The sequence below is a fragment of the Halococcus hamelinensis 100A6 genome, assembly GCF_000336675.1.
Lineage (GTDB): Archaea > Halobacteriota > Halobacteria > Halobacteriales > Halococcaceae > Halococcus > Halococcus hamelinensis.
In genome coordinates this window covers 140,508-160,810 of sequence record NZ_AOMB01000003.1, presented here as the reverse complement: position 1 = coordinate 160,810, position 20,303 = coordinate 140,508, and the positions used below count along the sequence as shown (strand labels likewise).

The 20,303-nt window shown below is 55.4% G+C and carries 16 protein-coding genes and 1 pseudogene; 11 read left to right on the top strand and 6 right to left on the bottom strand.

Annotation, left to right across the window (positions count from 1 at the left end):
* Nucleotides 1-210 precede the first annotated feature (210 nt).
* The gene (locus C447_RS00850) at nt 211-633 is read left to right on the top strand and encodes a CopG family ribbon-helix-helix protein (protein ID WP_007689912.1); all 423 of its coding nucleotides are present in this window, start codon (nt 211-213) and stop codon (nt 631-633) included.
* A gap of 623 nt (nt 634-1,256) precedes the next feature.
* Nucleotides 1,257-2,210, top strand: coding sequence for an NAD(P)/FAD-dependent oxidoreductase (locus C447_RS00845; protein ID WP_049904284.1), 954 nt, complete (start codon nt 1,257-1,259; stop codon nt 2,208-2,210).
* Nucleotides 2,211-2,518: 308 nt separating this feature from the next.
* Here the strand turns inward: C447_RS00845 and C447_RS00840 are convergent, their stop codons facing one another.
* Nucleotides 2,519-3,025 carry a hypothetical protein gene (locus C447_RS00840; protein ID WP_237713307.1) on the bottom strand — a complete coding sequence of 169 codons (507 nt, stop codon included), beginning with the start codon at nt 3,023-3,025 and terminating at the stop codon, nt 2,519-2,521.
* Nucleotides 3,026-3,472: 447 nt separating this feature from the next.
* On the opposite strand from C447_RS00840, the gene C447_RS00835 reads away from it, so the two are divergent.
* The 6 genes from C447_RS00835 (at nt 3,473) to C447_RS17545 (ending at nt 8,805) form a co-directional block, all read left to right on the top strand.
* Nucleotides 3,473-4,153 (top strand): energy-coupling factor ABC transporter permease, encoded by a 681-nt coding sequence (locus C447_RS00835; protein ID WP_007689897.1) that lies wholly within the window; start codon nt 3,473-3,475, stop codon nt 4,151-4,153.
* Nucleotides 4,153-4,488, top strand: a complete 336-nt coding sequence (locus tag C447_RS00830; RefSeq protein WP_007689895.1) for a hypothetical protein — start codon at nt 4,153-4,155, stop codon at nt 4,486-4,488. The genes C447_RS00835 and C447_RS00830 overlap by 1 nt, the downstream gene beginning before the upstream one ends.
* Nucleotides 4,489-4,492: 4 nt before the next feature.
* A complete protein-coding gene (locus C447_RS00825) occupies nt 4,493-5,308 on the top strand; it encodes an energy-coupling factor transporter transmembrane component T family protein (protein ID WP_029601679.1) in 816 nt (271 codons plus the stop codon).
* Between the two features lie 11 nt (nt 5,309-5,319).
* Nucleotides 5,320-6,219, top strand: a complete 900-nt coding sequence (locus C447_RS00820; protein ID WP_007689891.1) for an energy-coupling factor ABC transporter ATP-binding protein — start codon at nt 5,320-5,322, stop codon at nt 6,217-6,219.
* On the top strand, nt 6,200-6,934 hold the full coding sequence (locus C447_RS00815) for a DUF1405 domain-containing protein (RefSeq protein WP_010612016.1): 735 nt from the start codon (nt 6,200-6,202) through the stop codon (nt 6,932-6,934). Before C447_RS00820 ends, C447_RS00815 begins: the two co-directional genes overlap by 20 nt.
* Before the next feature lie 86 nt (nt 6,935-7,020).
* Nucleotides 7,021-8,805 carry a transposase gene (locus C447_RS17545; protein ID WP_237713310.1) on the top strand — a complete coding sequence of 595 codons (1,785 nt, stop codon included), beginning with the start codon at nt 7,021-7,023 and terminating at the stop codon, nt 8,803-8,805.
* 393 nt (nt 8,806-9,198) lie between these two features.
* Here the strand turns inward: C447_RS17545 and C447_RS00805 are convergent, their stop codons facing one another.
* Nucleotides 9,199-10,872, bottom strand: coding sequence for a transposase (locus tag C447_RS00805; RefSeq protein WP_029601680.1), 1,674 nt, complete (start codon nt 10,870-10,872; stop codon nt 9,199-9,201).
* A 276-nt stretch (nt 10,873-11,148) separates the two neighbouring features.
* Between C447_RS00805 and C447_RS17045 the strand changes: the two genes are divergently transcribed.
* A complete protein-coding gene (locus C447_RS17045; RefSeq protein ID WP_007689884.1) occupies nt 11,149-11,604 on the top strand; it encodes a MarR family winged helix-turn-helix transcriptional regulator in 456 nt (151 codons plus the stop codon).
* 205 nt (nt 11,605-11,809) lie between these two features.
* Nucleotides 11,810-12,721 (top strand): SDR family NAD(P)-dependent oxidoreductase, encoded by a 912-nt coding sequence (locus C447_RS17040; RefSeq protein ID WP_007689882.1) that lies wholly within the window; start codon nt 11,810-11,812, stop codon nt 12,719-12,721.
* 400 nt (nt 12,722-13,121) lie between these two features.
* Here the strand turns inward: C447_RS17040 and C447_RS00795 are convergent.
* The 3 genes and pseudogenes from C447_RS00795 to C447_RS00785 all read right to left on the bottom strand — a co-directional run.
* Nucleotides 13,122-13,967: pseudogene (locus C447_RS00795) on the bottom strand (IS4 family transposase); the annotation flags it as partial.
* A 52-nt stretch (nt 13,968-14,019) separates the two neighbouring features.
* Entirely contained in the window at nt 14,020-15,693 is a 1,674-nt protein-coding gene (locus tag C447_RS00790; RefSeq protein ID WP_079255091.1) for a LamG-like jellyroll fold domain-containing protein, read from the bottom strand.
* A 58-nt stretch (nt 15,694-15,751) separates the two neighbouring features.
* A complete protein-coding gene (locus tag C447_RS00785; protein WP_080505365.1) occupies nt 15,752-17,764 on the bottom strand; it encodes an FAD-dependent oxidoreductase in 2,013 nt (670 codons plus the stop codon).
* A 248-nt stretch (nt 17,765-18,012) separates the two neighbouring features.
* Between C447_RS00785 and C447_RS00780 the strand changes: the two genes are divergently transcribed.
* On the top strand, nt 18,013-19,329 hold the full coding sequence (locus C447_RS00780) for a transporter permease (RefSeq protein WP_010612727.1): 1,317 nt from the start codon (nt 18,013-18,015) through the stop codon (nt 19,327-19,329).
* Between the two features lie 128 nt (nt 19,330-19,457).
* Here C447_RS00780 and C447_RS00775 read toward each other — a convergent pair whose 3' ends face one another.
* A complete protein-coding gene (locus C447_RS00775; protein ID WP_007689872.1) occupies nt 19,458-20,237 on the bottom strand; it encodes an IclR family transcriptional regulator in 780 nt (259 codons plus the stop codon).
* Between the last annotated feature and the right edge of the window lie 66 nt (nt 20,238-20,303).

Below are 20,303 nucleotides of genomic sequence, written 5' to 3'. Positions count from 1 at the left end.
TCTCGATCTAACCTTCGTTGGTATTCGTAGTTCGTCGCTTCACTAGGATCTGTTGTAATCGCATTAATGATATTTTGTGGGTGATTTAATCTATATGTCCCTGGTGAACCCGGTCAGAGAGTCTGATAATGGAAGCACACTAGCGAGTTCTATTGAAAGCCGAGAGTAGCGATAACAAGAACTATTAGTCTGCCCGGCTTGTCTTAATACATGACTGTCGTCAGCGTCTCGATGCCCGAAAGCTTACTTGAGCGGATCGATGGATTTGCCGACGATCACGGGTATACGGGCCGAAGCGAGGTTATTAGGGAGGCTGCACGGAATCTGCTTGGCGAATTCGAAGATGCTCGTCTTGAGGACCGTGAACTCATGAGCATTGTCACGGTGCTATTCGACTACGAAACGACGAGCGTCGAAGAACGAATGATGCACCTTCGTCACGAACAAGAAGACCTCGTCGCATCGAACTTTCACAGTCACGTTGGCGACCACTACTGTATGGAGGTCTTCATCCTCGATGGTGACCTTGAGGATATTTCGACCTTCGTCGGGAAGGTTCGCGCGACCCAGGATACTCTCTCGGTAGACTATTCGGTTCTTCCCGTCGAGGATTTCGCCCAATCACTTGCGTAGACGAATTAGATTCGAAGGCGGCGCTACCGAGTCGCTTTCTTAGAAAGATCAGTGCTGTCAGGCCGACTCAGTGTGCTGCGTGAGTGTGTTCCTGAAGGCCGCCAACATCGTCGAATTCGTCGTCACACAGGCCACAGACGTTGTGGTGAAGTGCGACGTGCTGGTCAAGTGCCGCTGCGGCTCCGAACTCTTCGTCGCATCGCGAACAGGTGTGTGCCATTGCGATATTAACTCAGAGGTTATAGCATAAAAAGCGTTGCTAATGATGGGAGTGTGTAGATTGGCATAGCTTATTAAATCCTCACGGTTCGGTGTTATTCCAGTTGGCAACGCCTAGTCAAGCGAACCCGAGCGAATGAGTTTCGTTGTTCAGTGAACTGGTATTCGTTCAGGCCACCGCTCTAGATCTGGCAGCTAACGGTCGCTATCGCCGGCCAACGATGAAACGGATCTCATCAACTCTACTACCTAATCTCGTGTCCTACACCATAGAGAGCAACCGGCCCCGCTCGATTAGACGGTGCCATGTAGTCAGCGTAGTACTTCGCCGGCTAACCCACGAAGTTGCTATAGACACACCCCCAAAAACAACCCTTATTAAGATTAGCGTCTTTATTACTAATATGGCAACAGGGATCGGAAAATCAGCTCGTTCGAGTCCGGACTACGACGTTCTCGTTATTGGTGGCGGACCGGCGGGGTTGAGTGCCGCACTCCAGCTAGGACGTTCGCTGAGAAATGTCCTCATCTGCGACAACGACGAACCGCGCAATGGCCCAGCAGCCGAGGCTCACGGGTATCTCACACGAGACGGGATCTCGCCCGAGGAGTTCCGGCGTCTCGGTCATGAAGAAGTGGCTAGCTACGGCGGGGAGTTTCGAGACGTGCGGGTCACCAACGTCGAGAAAGATGGAAGTGGGTTCACGAGCATGCTCGATGGTGACGAGACGATCACGAGTCGGAAAATCGTCCTTGCAACCGGCATCAGTGACGAGTTTCCGGAGATCGATGGCTTCGAGGAGCTGTGGGGAAACGGCGTCCACCACTGTCCCTACTGTCACGGCTACGAAGTTCGTGACCAACCGCTCGGCGTTCTCGTCAACAACCAACACACGATCGAATACGCGAAGCTCATTTACAATCTAAGCGAGGATCTCGTCGTGTTCACCGATGGGCAGGAAACCCTCGGCGAAGCGACACGGTCGGCCTTCACCGAGCGTGGAATCGAGATCGAAAACGAGCCAATCAGGGCATTCAACGGATCTAGCGATAGTCTCGAAAGCATCTCACTTGAAGATGGTCGCGAGATCGCCCGCCATGCGTTCTTTTATCCTCCACCGATGAAACAACATAGCAAGTTAGCCGAGCAGCTCGGCCTCAAAGTGACTGAGATCGGACTCATCGAAGTAGGGCAATCAGAGCACGGTGTAGGATTCACATCGATCGACGGGCTGTTCGTCGCGGGGGATGCTTCGAATGCATCGGCCCCGTCGATTCCGTCCGCCGTCGCCGACGGAAACGTCGTCGGTGCGACCGTCAATCTGGAACTCTCACAGGAAGCGTTCGAGAATAGCTGAGAAACGGATTCCGCGACCAGTGGTTCTGTAGACCTCGAGAACAAGTCGGTTCGGATCGTACAGGTCGTAGATGAGTGCCATAGAACTCCTATTCCCGGTATCAGTATCACTCCTACTGCACGCCGGACATGCAACCCACGACACTGTCTCTCTACCGTTGTATCAATTCGTCGTTGCTATCGGTTTGGTTGCACTTCTGGCGTTTGCCGTGGTGAAAACCATCGAGTTCGTTCGCTAGCTGTTGGCTTTCGTCCAAACAGTTGGTGTCGGCGTGACACCCATCACACAACAGAGTACGGTTACCCTGCTCAACGGTCAGTCTTCGTCGTCCGTGGAGTCACTCGGAGAAGGACGCCAAAGACTAACACAGCGGCGAGTTCGACGAGTTTCGTTCCGCCTTCAAGCGGAACCGTAACGAAATGAGTGAACAGCGTGCTGACGACGCTCCCTTGATGGCCCTCGGTAGCCGCTGCGTTCGACGAGGTCAGTGCAACCCCGTGATTCAGGATCGTATGCCAGAGCATCCACCCGACGATCGAACCGAGCATGAGGATCAGGAGGACGGCATAGACCGTTCGATCCTCAACCAAGCCGCGCCAGACAGCCATACCTACGATCACGATCGCGACGACCATCCCCATGAACAGGAACGGTCGGGGGTCAGGAACTCCACCACTCTGAAGATAGAAGGCAAGCGTCTGTGGTCGGGCGTAGATGAGAAATCGCGGTAACCCCCACCAGAGATGAACGGCGACCGAAACAACGACGAGCGCTGTTCCGAGGTATTGGAGAAGTCGTACTTTGCCATCCTCCATTAAAGAGAGATATTTCACGAGCCGTATAGAGACACTGGTTCGATGCTCGAACGAGTGTTCGTTTGGATTTCCCACGGTCACACCGAATAGACCGATGCATGATTCCTTCGTTCGCCTATATGTCACACACGATTTCCAACGAAAGTCGACGAAGGGCTCTGTTTGATCGTTGTCGGTTTCGAGGGTATGAACGAGTCTCGAGGAGCCGCGGATAAACCAGAAGACGCCCACCTGACTGAGTTTCGAACTCTCGGTTCTAGTAATGTGCGTGGAAGCTTGGATTGAGGGCTCGAGAACGCTCTGTAGATGGGATTACGGCTCTCTCACCTGTTATCTGGACTTCTATGGCGTGATGTTAAAGGCGATGTATTATTCATTGCTCTCTAACAACTGAAATTGCTGTGATACGTAAGGTTGTTATGCTATCCAAATAGATTGATAACTGATATGGCACACATCCACCTCGGCGAGGGCTCGTTCCCGTTGTGGGCGCTCGTTCTTTGGACCGTCCTCGGTGCCGGATTGCTCGGACTCGTCACGTACCGTGTTCGCAAAGGCGGGATCAAGACCAACCAGATCGCACTCGCCGGCATCGGTGCCGCGGCGAGCTTCGCAGTCTTCCAACTCAATCTTCCAGTGTGGGGCGGTATCCATATGAATCTCACCGGCCTCGTCGGGATTCTCGCCGGGCCGTTGCTGGGAGCGCTCATCGCGTTCGTGGTCAACGTCTTCTCCGCAGCACTGGGTCACGGCGCGATCGGACTGCTCGGCGCGAACGTGCTCGTCAACGCGACGGAAGCGATCGTCGCCTACTACGCCTTCCGCACGCTGATGCGCATGGATTGGGACGTCTTCCCCGCGAGCGCAAGCGCCGCGACGCTCGGCCTCTCGGTAGGGGCGCTCCTCATGGGCGTCATCATCGTCGTCTCCGGCGTCAACGGCAGTGCGCTCCCCCGGTCGGATCTCGCTATCGCCGTCGCCGGTATGGTCGGGCTCAACCTCGGTGTGGCCGTCATCGAAGGCCTGCTGACCGGGTTCATCGTCCAGTTCCTCGCCTCGATCCGTCCGGACCTCGTTCCCGGCGTGACTCGCGATGAGCGCGAAACGACGGAAGGGGTGACCGCCTGATGCAGCGCTGGAAACAGTACGGCGGGCTCGGAGGACTGGTCGCGATCTGTCTGGCCGCCGGGCTCTACGGATTCACTTCAACGGGAGGGGCGCTCCCGTACGCCAAACGGTTCGGCCAGGCGCTCCAACAGGGCGCACAGAACGGTGGCGGGCCGCTCCTCGACCTCGGACGCGGCATCATCATCGCCGGACCCATCACTAAAAGCGGACTCGTCACCGAGTACGTAGCGATCGTCGTCTTGCTCGTCGGCATCGGTGTCGGATTGTACCTCTACGCAACCCGGTATCGAGGTGACGACGAGCCTGCCCGTGATAGTGAGCAGGAAACAGCCTGAATAGATGGCGACGCTTTCGAATCACGTCCCCGACCCACGACTTATCACGGCGTACGCTGAGAATCGTGAGAGCCCCCTTCATCGGGTGAATCCGTGGACGAAGCTCGGCATCGTTGCCGTCCTCGTTCTTGCTGTCACCATTGTCGATTCACTCGCAGTTCTCGCTAGTCTTTACGCCGTGACGCTCATTGTATATGGTATCGCCGGACTTCCGTACCGGCGACTGGTGCTCTGGTATACGCTTCCGATGTTGTTCATCGTTTCAGTGGCCGGACCGCTCGCCTTTCTCGAACCTGGAACGCCGATCCTGGGTGCGCTCGCGACGCCAGTCGGAGAACTCTCGGTCACCTGGCAAGGCGCTTCGCTATTCAGTGAACTGACCTGCCGCTCGCTGACGGTCGTGACGTTCACCCTGACGACATCGATGACGACGAAGTACAACGATATCGCCTACCTCCTTGGACGGGTGTTTCCCGCACCGATCGACCAGGTCGCACTGCTGACCTATCGATTCACCTTCATCATGCTCGAAACACTCGAGGATTTAGTGAAAAGTACACTCGCCCGGGGAGCGAATCTCGGCGAGTTCTGGGCGAACAGACGGCTCTACGCACGGATCTTCGGGATGACGATGTTGACCGCTATCGAACGCTCCGAACGGCTCGTCAAATCCATGGAAGCACGTGGCTATGAGGGTGATCTCACCCTCTACAGCACCGTGCGTCGACCGCCCGCGAGCGAAGTCGCTGCGGTCGTCGGACTGTTCGCCCTCGTGGTCTCCTATGCGCTCGTAGTTTCCTACGGGGTGGTAGCGATATGAACGACCGCACAATGACCGACGTCACCGACGACAGCGTGAACGGGACCGACCCACTGGTCGCGCTTCGATGTAAATCTCACACCTACCCCGATGGAACCGTCGGGATGCACGATGTCGAGTTCGCGGTTCACGCCGACGAGGTCGTCGCGCTGGTGGGTGGCAACGGCTCAGGAAAGTCGACGCTGCTCGAACACCTGAACGCGACGCTTACGCCCGACAAGGGCGAACTCCGCGTAACTGGAGAGCGGATAATCGACGAGAACAAGCGCCACGCCCGCCAGGAAGTCGGGTTCGTCTTTCAGGACGCCGACACGCAGATCGTCGCCCCAACAGTTCTCGACGACGTGATGTTCGGGTTGCACAACTACGGGGTTCCAGCCGACGAGGCCGAAAAGCGAGCCCACGAGGCGCTCGCGACGATGGACGCGAGCCACCTCGAAGACCGCATCCCACACTACCTGAGCGGCGGCGAGAAGCGACTCGTCGGGCTCGCTGGCGTACTGGTGCTCGAACCGAGCGTGATCGTGCTCGACGAACCGTTCGCTGGCCTCGATCCCGAGCGCTCGCGATTAGTCGCCAAGCGGATCCGCCACATTCACACGGAGGGGGTCAGCGTCGTCCTCTCGACACACGACCTCGACATCGCGGCCGAGATCGCTGACCGTATCTGCGTGATGGCCGACGGGAACATCATCGGGAATGGGAGCCCTCAGGAGATCTTCTACGACGAGGATTTACTGAACGAGGCGAACATCCATCCACCGAGTGCGGTTCGGATTGCGCGTGACGCCGGTTTGGATATCGAATCACAGCCAGTCACCGAGGCCGAACTCGTAGCGTTCCTTGGCCAGCAATCAGCGACTACAGACGGCGTTGGGCTTGCTCACTTCGATGGCGACACGAACGACTAACCCCCTCCCGTGGTATCTTAATCCGATTCCACGAGAGATCGAGACGCTGGCACTCAGATACACGTGGGTGATCGTCGCGATCAATCTGGTCGGGACAGCATTCGGGTTCTGGTACTACCTGCCACAGTTTCGGCTCGAACCCGTCGTGGCATGGCCGGTCGTCCCTGACAGTCCGATGGCGACGCTATTGATCGCACTCTCACTCACGCTGTACAAACTCGGTCGATCGAACGAATATCTGAATGTGGTGGCTTTTTTCGGGTGTATCAAACTCGGGCTCTGGACGCCATACGTACTGACGGTCTTCGCGGATACGTTTCTCGCGACAGTTGCGCCACCACCACAGATCGTACCGTTGCTGGGCTCGGATCTCGCGGCGACCGCAATGTACGGTTTCCTGTTCGTTTCACACCTAGGCATGGTTGTAGAGGCCTTTCTGATTCATCGGTACAGCGACTTTCCACTCGGTGCGATTCTCGTTGCCGCTGGCTGGTACGGATTCAACGACCTCGTTGATTACTTCGTGCCGATCGTTGGAACTCCACATCATACGCTACTCCCCGTGGAACCAATCGTGGGGGGCGTCGTCCAACATGTTTCGCCAGCTCACGAGCTCGCGGCAGCCGGTGCAATCGTGTTCACACTTCTGGCGACAGTATTAGCAGAAGCGACTCGCCGAGCCAAACAAAGTTCCCATCTATCCAATCCACTATGACTAATAACTCACAATCGGAAGCGTACTCACCGAAAAACNGAAGCGACTCGCCGAGCCAAACAAAGTTCCCATCTATCCAATCCACTATGACTAATAACTCACAATCGGAAGCGTACTCACCGAAAAACACCCATCTAGTTGGCGAGAAGCCACTGGTTTCAAAATTCCTCTGGAATGAAGTCCGTGAACTGTGCAGGCTTCATGATCACATCACACGAGTGGTCGCCGGTCTTGAATTCCTAACAGAGAGGTTCTCCGACCAGTATTCTGCTCCTAGCAAAGCGCGATTCGAGTTCGAGCCGGTCCTCACGATGTTCCTCTATATGAAAACACTCGATATCAGCCAACCCGAGTTGCATCGCCGGCTGAAGGGTACAGCGTATCTTTGGGTCCGGTTCGGACTCGATGGAGTACCGACACAGCAGACGATTAGTTACATCTGGCGCAATCGACTTTCGTTCACGGATCGCCACATGATCAGGGCTACCGCACAGGTGATACGAGAAATCGCCGCTGACCACGGTATTCTCTCAGACGACGAGCCGCGTCTTGATCCAGACAAGATAGATTCCACCGACGTTACCGACGACCAGATCATGAACGCTGTTGAAGCAGCACGTGATCGCGGTTTCGACGAGTTCGACAGCGGACGAGCGGACAACACCACGTTCGAAGATATGGTGTTCTTCGAGCGACAGGGGTACCTGAATATGGCCGACCGAGGTACGACGACCCGCTCGAAAGGATCAACCAAACGGTTCGAGCGTATTAGCGATCGCAGGGAGACGCCCCACGGTGACACCCACCTCCGGACGATGAAGAAAACCGCTGCCCCGCCCGAACAGACAACACTCACCGAGTACGAGGACGGGCAGCGGCCGACAGACTGGGAGCGCATTCGCGACGAGGTACTCGGCCCATTCCATTGTGGCGTCGAGACGGTCCTCGAAGAGCTCAAAGAGAACGGTGGCATCCGTGAACCAGTCATCGCCGCTATCGACATTACCCCGTGGCCGGTTTTCACCTCACCCTACAAAGACGATGGAGACGTGACACATGGCGAGGAACCGATAGTGGCCGACGGAATGGAGATCTACCCGCGTGAAGACTACCCGGAGATGATTCACGGGCTGAAAGAGCGTCACGAGCGCGGATACGAGATGGCGACAATCACCATCATCGGGGAGGATACGCCGATCGTCCTCGGTATCGAACCAGTGCGCCGCGATTCCGATTGGGAGTCAGAAGATGCACAGATCACACCGCAGTCCTGTCTCGTCGAGCGATTGCTGAAACAGGCCAAGCAACACGTCGACATCCACAAGCTGTTCTGTGACCGCGGATTCGACACGCATAGTGTAAGAGACGCAATCGATCGTCACGACACGACCTATCTCATCCCGAAGCGAAAATACCGGGCTGAAATCAGGGATATCGAGGAATTGGATCGCGAAGCCGTCAGTGATGCAGGAGTCGTGCGAGACGTACCGCGCGAGTACGATGGTCGAGTCCACACGGGAAGCATCATGTACGTTCCTTCAACGAAAGAAGAGGGTGCCTACGCGGCGTTCACGACGAACCGTGATGTTCCGCTGGAGCAGGTCGAAGGGTTCGCCAGCCAATACTCGCAGCGGTGGGAGATCGAAAACGAGTATAAGACGATCAAAAAGCACTTTCTACCGACGGTGGGCTCGATGGACTACCGAATACGGTTCCTCTACTTCGTGATCGGCGTCGTGATGTACAACGTGTGGCGGCTCACGAATCTCCTGTTTCGTAGCACGGTGGGCGTGCATCTCGGTGAGCGTCCACCGATTCCGGCTGGTGAGTTCACCGAGATCCTGGCATTCTGCATTGTACCGGGTGACTGATGAGAGCGGCGTCATTTCGTGTTCATCGAAGTCTCGGTAGCCGCAGGACGCGCCTGGAGAGTTCATTTTCGTCGACTTTCGCCGACTAAGTGGCTGGTTACATTAGACAGCGGGTTCTGGCTGTCGAAATTACTTTTATTATCCACGAAAACGGCCGCCGTTCACCGGTTTGGTTTGTAGAATTAGTTATCTTCCGAGACTCTGTGGAAGATGAGACTACACCAAGCATAGAGGGTCCAGAATGCACGATATTGGAGGGATAGTGTATTCTGGCCGCCGTCAAATTAGACGCAATCGGCGATTCGTGTTGATTATCTGGTTAGAAGTGCGCTCAAGAGATACCCTGAACAGAGCTGTCGCTCAGGCTCGCTGCTTTCGACCCAACATCAGGCTCTAGCCGACTCCCGTCCGCTTTTGCAGCAACGTCAGCGTATTCTGTGCCGTCACAACTGGTGAGCACTTGTATTCGTTAGTGAGGATTACTTGCACAAGGAGATCGACCGCTCGCCAGATCGAATACAGCAGGCAGGCGAACGCGAAGTAGAAGAACCGGAGTACGAAATCCTTCGAGGTAGTCGCAGCCTTGAACCGTTTGATGCTCTTATAGCCGCTCTCGATCTCCCAGCGATACGAATACTCGCGAACCGCTCCTGCTGGTGCATTCGTCAGGAACACCGCGTACTGACCGTAGTCCGTCCGCTCTGAGTTCTCTTTGCGCTTATAGACGAACGTCGTCTCATGCCACTCGTTCTTCCCGAGGTGCAGCTTCCGATCGGCAGTGTAGTAATCCTGACCTCGTTTGAGCAGCCGCTTAGCTTGTGCCTTCTCGCTGGAATACATTCGCTTGGGAACCACGTAGGTCAGTCCTCGCTGAGAGACGGATTCGAGTAGGTGCTGGCTATCGAACTCTCGATCCATCAGCACACCGTCGATGTGGAGCAAACTCTGAGCACTATCCAGCAGGTCCTCAACGATCTCACGGCGGCTGTCGCCCTTTCTGACTGGCCGGGCGTCCAGTACCAACGGAACTGCGTTGCCGACCAACTGGATGGTCGCCCACTGGTAGGCGTATTCGGTGTTCTTCTCCTTCGTGCCGATGATCTCGTTTTCGTGGCCCTCTCGGTCACCAGTGAATGGGTCTTCCTCAGTGATGTCGATAGCGACCAACCCGGCACGATGAAACGCATCTGTTTCGCTCAATCGGTCGACTATCCGCTTCACCGCATCCCGGTACATATCACGAATCCTACCGATAGAGAGGTCGCGCAGATGTGCTCGATGATTGTGTCCAAGCGGCGTTCGGCTTCGGTCAGATTCGTAGAGAAAGCTACGTGCGCCCTCATTAGCCGCAAGGGCCTCGTGTAGACCGAGGTAGGTCTGGAGTTCCCAGAATGCGTTCTCGTGAATCTCGCACCGTTCTCCACGGCATAGTGAGAACGCTGGGTGGACGATCCCACTCACCTGCTCTGTAATGTCTTCAGCACGATCAAGAATTTTCTGCTGAGTAGGTTCCTCACTGTTGGATTGCTCTCTTGAGGACGACCGCTCCGGTGGCTGGCGAGGAATAGGAACGTCGGCCCTGTCTGCCTGAATAAGAATGCTTCTCGCGGCTGTTTCGATCGTTTCTCTGAGCTCGGGTTCGAAACGCTGGTGCCACGTTCGCCAGAGTGTCGATTGATCGGGCACGCTCTCGAAGCTGAGGCGCTTTCGAACCGACGAATATCGGTCGAGATACTCAACGAGTGCGCTCTCGTGCTTCCAGCCGTGGAGTTCTTTCAGCAGGAACGTGCGTACTAACTGCTCCATTTCGTAGCGTGTCGATCCGCTGTAGCTATCGTGCGATCTGAAATCGACGTACGCCAGCGGAAGACGGCACACGAAATCCTTGACGGACTTGTGAGCATCATGCTCGAACCAGACTCTTGCGACGGTTCGGACGTCTTCTTCAAGCCCACCAAGTGAACTCCTGTCGTACAGCGGTGTGGAATCGTAGACAGGCCACTCGCAGTACGATCTCGACGCGATTTCTTGGAAGACCTCGTGTTGAGATACTTGAGTTGATGGCATTCCTTCTTTACAGTCTCTTGACGAAAGTCGCCCTTGATCGACGGTTTCTCTTTAGCTTGGATCGGATTTCCCCAGATCCGCCTGAGGGATTTGTCTTGGCGCTAGAAACTTCCGAACTCATGCCGAGCACGTACTGGATCAAGTCCGTGCTCCGTTGTCTCGGCGAACGAGCTCTTCTCAAATAGCGTTATAATTCAGCCTGGTCTTCTTAATATAGACAACCAGTTGATTGAGTAGGTGGCCCATGAGAGAGCGAGAATTCGCTCAGGTACCACTATGTCTAATAAGGGTCAGCGCGAATCCGTATTAGCGATCTACGACCAGAGTTATGACACAAAATCGATCGGACCCTATCANGGGAAGGCGTATCGAAATCAAATCCGGGAAGACCTCTCCGACATTGGGTTATACGCCGGCCAGGAGGTTCTTCTCTATTTGTTGTGGAAGGAAGATGGGCTCTCGCAAAAAGAGCTAGCCGCACGGTTGGAAGTCAAACCACAAGCAATCAGTAAAATGCTCGATCGAATGGTATCTGAAGGAGTAGTTGAACGTCGGTCGGACCCCAACGATTCACGAATTTCCCGAGTATACCTCACTGATGATGGTCAGGCACACCAGGAACCCGTCGAAGAGATTTTGGAGCGGGCGGAATCCCAAATGTTGGAGGGGTTTTCTCCTGCAGAAAGGTCGCTTTTCCGTCGAATGCTTGTCGATATCTGTGAAAACCTCTAGTAATTCTCTCAGTATGATTAGGTCTGATTAGTGAGACATTTAGTAAACCGGTTGATTGATATCTGCTGGTGACTATGACTGCACATGAGTAACGAATCCAAATCCAAACAAATTGTTGTGATGACGGGAGCCACCTCCGGGATTGGTGAGCACGCCGTACACCGAATCGCATCTCAGCCCGACACACAAGTCATAATCGGAGCTCGTGGCAGCGGGCGAGTCGTGCCAGAAGGCAGTACGGNGCAGTACGGTGGTACACCTTGATCTCGCTTCGCTCGAAAGTGTTCGTACCTTTGCGGACGCAGTGAAGCACCGGCTGGCCGACGACCGGATCGACATGCTCGTGCTCAATGCTGGTGTGCAATATCCAAACGTAGATCAGCGTAGTGACGACGGTTTCGAGAAGACGTTCGCAGTCAACCATCTCAGCCACTACCTGTTGGCTCGTGAACTGCTGCCATGCTTGGCAGAAGGTGGACGGTTGGTGATCACTACGAGCGATACACACGATCCGGGACACTATCCCTTTGCACCGAAAGAGCTCGACACGCAGGCGCTAGCGTATCCCCCCAAAGGAGGCTTTGGCGCTGGCGTACGCGCTTACGCGGCATCGAAACTCTGCAATCTCCTGACCGCACGAACTTTCGCCGAACTTGATGAAGTGAAAGCAAGCAATATCCAGGTTGTCGCCTACAACCCGGGTTTCACAACTGATACCTCGCTATTCCGCAATGCGTCCGGTTTTAGCGGGACGCTCTCACAACTGATGACATCTAGTCCTGGGCGTCTGGTGTTTCGCTTTGCCAGTAGGTTCAATCCCGATTTATACCCGGAAACACCAGAACGTGCGGNACTGATGACATCTAGTCCTGGGCGTCTGGTGTTTCGCTTTGCCAGTAGGTTCAATCCCGATTTATACCCGGAAACACCAGAACGTGCGGGAGAGGCTCTGGCTCAATTGACGTTAGGTAGGGCTACCCCGCCGTCCGGAAGCATCTATGCGTCGCTGGTCAGGAGCGACATCACGTATCCTGATCCCTCGGAACTTGCTCGTAGCCATGAGGCGCGTGATCGGTTGTGGCGTGAAAGCTCCAAGATGGTTGATATTACGGAGTAGTAGTCCTGGGACTGCACCTAATAGCAGGCTGTATGTGGAGCGATTAGAGTTTGATCCTACTGAATCAGTTTCCTCCCCGCCATGCATTGAGAGCGATAGTCTCAACTTCAGCTATGNGCTGTATGTGGAGCGATTAGAGTTTGATCCTACTGAATCAGTTTCCTCCCCGCCATGCATTGAGAGCGATAGTCTCAACTTCAGCTATGGGCACTGAAGATGAGACTACAGCAGGTATAGAGGGGGTAGAATGCGCGATCGTAGCGGAATAGTGGGTTCCGACCGCCACCAAACCAAGCTCCACCGCCCGATTTGTGTCGTCGGTCTGGTTAGAATCGTGTCCGAGAGGTAAGTTGGGTAGAGCTATCGCTCAGACTCGCGGCTTCCAGCCCAATACAGGGTTCTATCCGATGCCTGTCCGCTTCTGCAACAATGTCAGCGTGTTCTGGGCCGTTACTATCGGCGAGTGCTCGTACTCGTCGGTCAGAGCGACCTGCACAAGAAGATCAACCACCCGCCAAATGGAGTACAGCAGGCACGCGAACGCGAAGTAGAAGAATCGGAGTACGAAGTCCTTCGAGGTGGTCGCGGCCATGAAGCGCTTGATGCTCTTGTACCCGCTCTCGATCTCCCAACGATGGCTGTACTCACGGACAGCACCAGCTGGGGCGTTCGTCAGGAACATCGCGTACTGCCCGTAGTCATCTCGGTCCGAGTTCGGATTGCGCTTGTAGACGAACGTGGTCTCGTGCCACTCATTCTTGCCAAGGTGGAGCTTCCGATCGGCGGTGTAGTAATCCTGATATCGCTCGAGCAATCGCTTTGCCTGTGCCTTTTCGCTGGTATACATCCGCTTGGGAACGACGTACGTCAGTCCTCGCTGGGAGATGGATTCGAGTAGGTGCTGGCTGTCGAACTCTCGATCCATTAGCACACCATCAACGTGGAGCAAACTCTGAGCGCTATCCAACAGATCCTCAACGATCTCTTGGCGGGTCTTTCCTTTCTTGACCGGCCGAGCGTCTAGCACTAACGGAACTGCGTTCCCGACTAACTGCACGGTCGCCCATTGATAGGCGTACTCGTCAGTGCTCTCTTTCGTCCCAATAATCTCGTCTTTGCAGCCCTCTCGATCGCCAGTGAATGGGTCTTCTTCAGTGATATCGATAGCGACCAACCCAGCCCGATGAAACGCATCTATCTCACCCAGTCGATTGACTATCCGCTTCACTGCCTCTCGATACATCTCGTGACGGGAAAGAATGTCTGGAACTTATCTTTGAAGCGGTATATCGGCTCTCCTAAGACAACTCGAAAAGTGACAAATTGGTGGAGTCGGCTGAATCTGGCATTTGCGCGAATGCGATAGCCTCGTTGAGTCGTGATCCCGACTCGTAGTAGAACCACAGCTGACCGTTGTCGTCCCGAATAAAGAATGGCGACGCACACCGTCCGTGATCCGGTGTGCCGTCGGTCGCGGGGTTGAGTATTCCAAGGTGGTTTTCTCGGTCGATATCCTGGCCGACTTCGGTGACCCACGTATTGCCATCGGAGGCGTTGAATGCCAAGCAGTACATACCATTGTATCGGAAGAAGAATGGTGAAGACACGTTCCCGTCGTGTTCTGGCTGCGGCGTGATGACTGCGTCCGGGTCGACGGTCCAGTCTTTACCGTCGTCCGAGATAGCGAGCCGGATGTGACGCGTCCCGCTCTGGTTCGCCATGAAGAACATCGTGTAGTTATTGCCTCGATTCGGGATCGAGTAGTCGTACACGCGAGCATAGGAGGTCTCCGAAGACCCCGAGTACATCGAGTTCTCAACGGCGATGCCGCCATAGTCAAAGGTCGCTCCGTTTCCGCCGTTGCAGTACCACCAGCGCGTCTTATCGTTACTACCGTGAGCGTAGAGAAGCACTTTGCCGTACTCGTCGGCAAAGAGGGCGTGTGGCGAGGAGATATGGGATGCGTCGCTGAAGTCCGACGGATCAATGATCGGGTTTCCAGAATATTCAGTCCATGTCCCGTTGAGGGTATCTGAATAAAACAACGCGATGCCGACGGTTTCTCCATCCTTTGTTTCTGGTGTACCGTGGGGGGCACAGTAGAGGTGGTACTTCCCGAGTGGATTGTCGATCTTTGAGGTCTCAATGATGGACGGGAAGATCCATTCGTCCCCAGGCGAGTAGCTCGGCGCGCTCGGAGCGAACGCGAGTTGTCGGTTAGTTAGATGGATATCAGTGACGTGGTCATCATCACCCAAGTCCCCCGAGCCGGGATTCTCGTATAGCTCCTGTACCTCGTTCGCAGAGAGCCCAAGGGAGTACGTTCGCATCTCATCAACGCGCCCATGCCAATAATTGTGATCACCGGTATCGCTTCCCATCTGGATAGTACTCTCCGATTCGAAGTCACCACTGGCGGTCACGCTGTCGACTTCGGTTCCGTCCACGTACATCTTTAGTTCGGCTCCGTCGTAGGCTGCGACGAGATGGGTCCAATCACCAACCGTCGGCGACCCGCCGGTGACTTTCCGAATCGTCCCACCGATTCGAGCGGCGAACCCCCAGTAGTCGTTTACGGTGTCATACCACATCGTAAGGGCCCCTTCTGACCAGTCACCAAGGATTCCTCGGTCCATCTCGAGGTTCTCGGCATTCACCCAGACTGAGTACGAGCCCCGTGGTTGTCCCGATAGGACGTGGGGAACTGTGATGGTGTCGTTGACACCGTCAAAGGCAAAGCAGGCGTTCGAGACGCCCCTGGCTCCCGGTGACGCACCGTTTACTGTTCCGTTATTACCATTTCCGGACGAGTCGGTCGCTGTTGAATCATCAAGCTCGTAGTACGATTGTAGGTCGTCTCCATACGCACTCGCTTTGCCTATGAACGACGTACCGAATGTGAATAGACTCACACCACTAAGTCCGATAGCTCTCAATGCAGTCCGACGACTATGGCCGCGCTTTTCTTCCATTTGATTTTCTCCCAGTGACTCAGATTCTGAGCCACTCCCGAATTTGTGTTAATATTACTTATAGATTGGGATCGGTAATAGTGTGTTGACCGTCCGCGCGATCTAAAACGTGAAATATTGCACAGCAAGCATTGCCCCGCAGAACGGGGTCATCTAACCCGGTCTGTTGATCACTGACTATGTCTTGGAGCCGAGTTTTAGCCCGTTCAGGAAGCGATAGGTCACCTATCAATCTCGAGACGAACTCCGTACAAGAGATCGGTTCCGAAGGTGAGCGATCATTCGTCTCCTTGGCTGCATTCATTGGATTCGACTCTCCGCGTAACTGGTCCAGGGTCAATGAGATCCATTGGTCGGCCGTGCTTTGTGCCAACGGTGACTCAGGATCTGCGTTGTAAGATGAAAAGAATCCCTTCGTAGCCAGGTACTGTATCGGCTCGGACCAGGGGTCGTCGTCATCGACGTTCGTATCGTTGAAGAAGGAAATCATGACCCCGTCATCGACGAGGCGTTTTTGAAGTCGCGTCACATCGACATCCGACGGTGGAACGTCCTGTTCGACGGCCAGCGCCGCTGCATAGCCTGTCGATTCTCCGATATGGATCCAGGTTGGCTCCAGACGAATCGACCCATACCCAACATGGGTCGCCGAGGCAGGGACAGGAACTAACATATTGTCGACCTGCTTCGGAAGAATAGACCGATATGGGAACTGTGCCGGTCGGGTGACCTGTGAGGCGAAGAAGTGACCTTCGGGATGACTCCCAGCCTGTCGGTCGTCTGTACAGGCGTGTGAGTCAAGCGGGTACTCGATGACGCTGATACTGTCCTCGTGAATCGGCGCACGGTCAAGCCCCGGGGCGTGGCGGGCATCACTTTCCGAGAACGTGTATTGCCCATCGAGCCGTCTGGCCTCGCGTATGTACAGCTGAAAAGGGAAGTTGTCGTTGTCTTCCCATTCATCGGATGCGAGCCCCCAGTTTCGAGCTTCAGTCTGGATATCGGATGGGACGGCTTGGTCGTTCTGCAGGAAGTAAAGCAGCCCAAGCGCGTGGCGTTCGTGTTCTGCTGCGATTTCCCTCCGCCGGGACCAGTCCGCAGTAGGATAGTCGTAATTCTTCCCAGGCAAGTCAGCCGTATTCATGTCTGCCTTGTCGTTGGGAAGGTACCGAAGCCGAAGCGTTGAACGAAATCCGATCCGCTTGACCTCTTCTAGCGTTTCGTCGTACGCTGAACTATCGTAGCCGTCCGGCTTTGATGGGTGGATACGCTTCTCCGGATCGTCAGTCAAGCAGAGCCGATAATTGTACGCCTGAATGGTTTGGTCACCTTCCCCTGTACTCCGTGCGTGAAGTTCGGAGATCCCGGCAGGGTGTGGCACGAGGTCGAGTTCACCTTGATTCTTCTCCGCAGGGGTGTCGAGCGGTCCACGTCTATCAGGTGGTGCACTCGGATCGACGCCGTCTCCAACCGCCTCCTGGGGGTAGTATCGGTCACCCCTGGTTCGAGTATAGAGACGGCCCGCGAACTGTTCGTCGTGTTCGCTCCGGCTCTCTCGTCCGATTCGATGAGACACCCCCGCAACGGCCATTAGATCGCCTTCGTATGTTGCTTCGATGAAAATGTCACCACTAACGTCCACCGTCTCGCTTTGGACGAATGATTGGAAGGTGACGGATTTGATCTGGTTACCGACTCGAACGACTGAGGACGGGTAGAACTCTCGTATGATGTCGAGATTTTCCGTGTCCTCAGTAAGCGCCTCGAATATCTGCTCGCCGACGTGTGGTTCCGCGATGTACCCGTCCTCACAGCGGGCGTACGACTCGGAATCGCGCCCGTATTCCGTCTCATAATGGTCTCTGACGGCGGAGCGCCACTCCGCGAAGATCGGGGTGCGGTGTTTCTTGAGCATCGTGTCTGTATAACTCAGGCCACCAGTCATCATTCCGCCGAGTGAGGCGTTGTACGTGACCAACAACGTATCTACCCCTTGTCGTGCAGCGGTAACTGCAGCCGCGATACCTCCAGGCGTTCCACCCACCACAACGGTAGTGTATGATGAAGTCATGTTTTGAGTAAGTCTGTGGACGAGGGTCCACTTGCTAGCAGACTGTGTTAATCGACTACCGCAATTCGACTTAAACATTATGGGTCCGGTCTACGTACCCTCGGTGCGATCAAACAGATGATGTAAAATAAATTGTATTAGTTGCGGTGAACTTAATGCACCTACTACCCTTGTTCGGGATATAACGTAATTAAAAATCAGAAAGATATTTAAGTATGGTTATGATTGCTCTGTCTGGAGCAAGATACATGGTAGAAGTCACAGCCATCGCGATACTGTTAGTGTTCCTTATCTTCGGGGCGCTAATGATGCTGGAGGTCATTCCGACCTTCATCGCACTGGGAGGAATGGCAATCGGGATCGCGGCCGTGGGTGGGTTATCCGTCACCACCATCTTCGATACGATCATCATGGACGGGTCGACACGCTTGGCCCCGGCGATGATGGCAGCGGTCTTCGGTGGGGCGCTCGGAGTATTGGCCGAAAAACAAGGTATCCTCGAGGATATCGTGAAAACAGCAGCGGAACTGGGTGGGGACAGTCCACTGGTGATGGCTATCGCGTTGTACACGGCCGTCGTGATAGTGGCGACGAGCATCAGCGGCCTGGGTGCGTTCATCCTCGTCGCGACGATTATCTTCCCCATCCTGATCAGCGTCGGGTTCCCCCGAGAGACCGCGGGTGCGATAACCCTGCTCGCATACGGGAACGGAATCATGCTGAACCCCGCGAACTGGGTGTACTATCAGGAGGTGACCGGCATCACACTGAACAGCGTCATCATCTGGGCACTACCGGTGGCAGCGTTGGCCTTCGTGGTCGGGATCCTGTACGTTTTCTTGAAGGTCCGAAAACCCATTTCGAGCGGGAGTGGGACGCAAGCCGGCGTGCAAGAGACGCTTGCCGAAACCATCGAGAGTGGCTCGTCGGAGGCAAGCTCGACGCCGAAGTACGCGCTGCTCGCACCGATCATCCCCGTCGTGTTGGTGATCGGGGGTGTTACGAACGTCTTCGTGGCGTTCATCATCGGGATCCTGTATGCCGCGCTCTTCAGCCAGCCGGGATTGGAGGGCTTCAAGAACTTCGGAAACACGCTGCGCTTGATCACCCAAAGCTTCCACGAGGGGATCGAGCGGGTCGCACCGGCGATCGCGCTCATGCTCGCGATCGGGTGGTTGCTCGTGGCCGTGTTCTCCGATCCGATCGCCCAATCAATGGAGCCGTTCTTGCGACAGGTCGTCCCACAGAACATGGTCCTCTACGCGGTCATGTTCGCGGTCCTCGCGCCGCTGGCGCTGTACCGTGGGCCACTGAACTTGTGGGGCCTCGGCAGCGGCATCATCGGGGTACTGGCGGCCATCGGGTTCCGCCCAGAACTCATTACGACGACCGCCGTGAGTGCCCTCCGCGTCCAGGCACCGGGTGACCCGACGAACACCCACAACGCGTGGGCGGCAGAGGAGTTGGGTGTCAACGTCAACGACATTACCAAGGACATCCTTCCGTATATCTGGGTGATCGCTGCCGGCGGTGTCATCGTCTCGGTCTACTTCTTCGGGATGTAGGCCGAAAGACGCTCGTTGATTCGACCATTTACTTCGAACGAGATACTCAGTAGGTTCGGTATCGACAAAAATAGTAGCGAGTTCAGCACGGGCCGAGGGTAGAGCCTCGCTCAGGATAATTCTCACTATCAGTGGTCACGGAGATAGTGAATGTTGTTCGCAATCTCGGCAGCGGCCCGTCTGGCGAGGTCCGGTAGGTCGCTTCTGAACTTCTCCCCCTCGACACGGGTCGTCGGTCCAGTGATGTCGATCGAGCCGAGCACCTCGTCCGTTCGGTCGTCTATCACGGGGGCGGCGACACCGCGGATGCCGGTGATACGTTCTTGGTCGTCTACCGCAACACCGCTCTCCCGAACGTCACGTAGTTCGGACAGCAGCTGCTCGCGGTCCGTGATCGTGTTGTCGGTCATCTTCGGCAATCCGACGGCGTCGACAACCGCCTTCACGCGTTCCTCGCTGAGGTGGGCGAGGATCGCTTTCCCGCCCGAAACGCAGTGCATGTACATCGAGAGCCCTGGATGGGCGTCCGTCACGACCGACTGCTCCGATTCGGAGATATAGCATTTCACCGCCCGAGACCGCTCTTCGACGATGAGTGAGGTGCGTTCCTGGGCACGGTTCGAGGTTTCGTCGGTGATCGACCGCCCGATCTGATAGAGCGGGTCGTACTCCCGCCGGTACGAAGCCACGTCGAAGAACTTGTAGCTGATGTCGTAGACGAAGCCGTTCTTGATGACGTACCCCTCTTGTCGAAGCGTAGATAGGTGACGATGTATCGTGGATTTCGCGTAGGGGAGTTGCCGGTCGAGTTCGTCAATAGTCGTTCCTCGTTCCCGGCTGACCGTCTCGACAATGGAGAACGCCTTTTCGAGCGTCCCTACCGGGTTCTTCGCGGGTTTTTGCGTCATCTCTCCCTGTTTATCAGGTGTCTCAATAAGTATTCCGCATGATGGAATACGGATCGAGCGGTGAAG